At 37.7% G+C, this 1,094-nt stretch carries 2 protein-coding genes; both read left to right on the forward strand.

Annotation, left to right across the window (positions count from 1 at the left end):
* Positions 1 to 615 (forward strand): peroxiredoxin (locus BCG07_RS00045; protein ID WP_286887893.1); only part of this gene is annotated, 615 nt, incomplete at its 5' end.
* Positions 616 to 676: 61 nt separating this feature from the next.
* Positions 677 to 1,094, forward strand: a 418-nt coding sequence (locus BCG07_RS00050; protein ID WP_286887895.1) for an MBL fold metallo-hydrolase, incomplete at its 3' end; no start/stop codon positions are given.

Below are 1,094 nucleotides of genomic sequence, written 5' to 3' on the forward strand. Positions count from 1 at the left end.
CAATTAAACAAGCCAGCACCTGCATTTAATGCGAAGACAACTCATGGTAATCGTACACTTGAAGATTACAAAGGTAAGTGGTTAGTGCTTTTCTCGCATCCAGCAGACTTTACTCCGGTATGTACTACCGAGTTCATGGGTTTCGCAAATGCAGCAGAAGAGTTTTCAGCGATGAATACTGAATTATTAGGTTTATCGATTGACAGTATTCATGCGCATATTGCTTGGGTACGTAACATTGAAGAAAACTTTGGTGTAAATATACCTTTCCCAATTATTGCAGATCTTTCAATGGAAGTGGCTCATGCTTACGGCATGGTTCAACCTGGTGCAAGTGATACTGCGGCAGTCAGAGCAACGTTTATCATTGACCCTGAGGGGGTAATGCGAGCGATGGTTTATTACCCAATGAGTAATGGTCGCTCAGTAAATGAATTTTTACGTTTAGTTAAAGCACTACAAACAAGTGATGAAAATTCAGTAGCTACACCAGAGAATTGGGTAGAAGGCGAACCAGTTATTGTACCACCACCGCATACCGTTGAAGACGCTGCTGGTCGTAAAGATAAAGGATACGATTACGTTGATTGGTACTTTAGTAAAAAAACTCTTTAATACTGTTTAATGAAACGTTAGCCCAAGGATTTCTCCTAGGGCTAACTTCGAGGGAATATTTATGAAAACAAACTATGAGATACAAGAATTTCTTGATCAAGACAGTGAAACATTTAGCTATGTCATTTTTGATAAACAGACAAAGAAATCTATAGTCATAGACCCTGTATTGGACTTCGATTATAAATCTGGCCGCACTTCTGAGGAGGGGGTTGAGAAAATAGCGAATTATATTAAGAAAAATGAGCTAAATCTTGAGTGGGTGCTAGAAACCCACGCACATGCTGATCATATTTCAGGTGCTCCATTCTTCAAAAGAGTATTTGGTGCAAAAATTGGGATTGGTGAACATATTAAAACGGTTCAAAAAACATTTAAAACGTTATTTAACCTAGAAAAAGAATTTCTACCAAATGGAACTCAGTTCGATAAATTATTTAAAGATGGTGAAATATTTCATATAGGTGAACTTACTATCC

Origin of the sequence: Pseudoalteromonas sp. ESRF-bin5, from assembly GCF_002632075.1 — a bacterium.
GTDB lineage: Bacteria > Pseudomonadota > Gammaproteobacteria > Enterobacterales > Alteromonadaceae > Pseudoalteromonas > Pseudoalteromonas marina.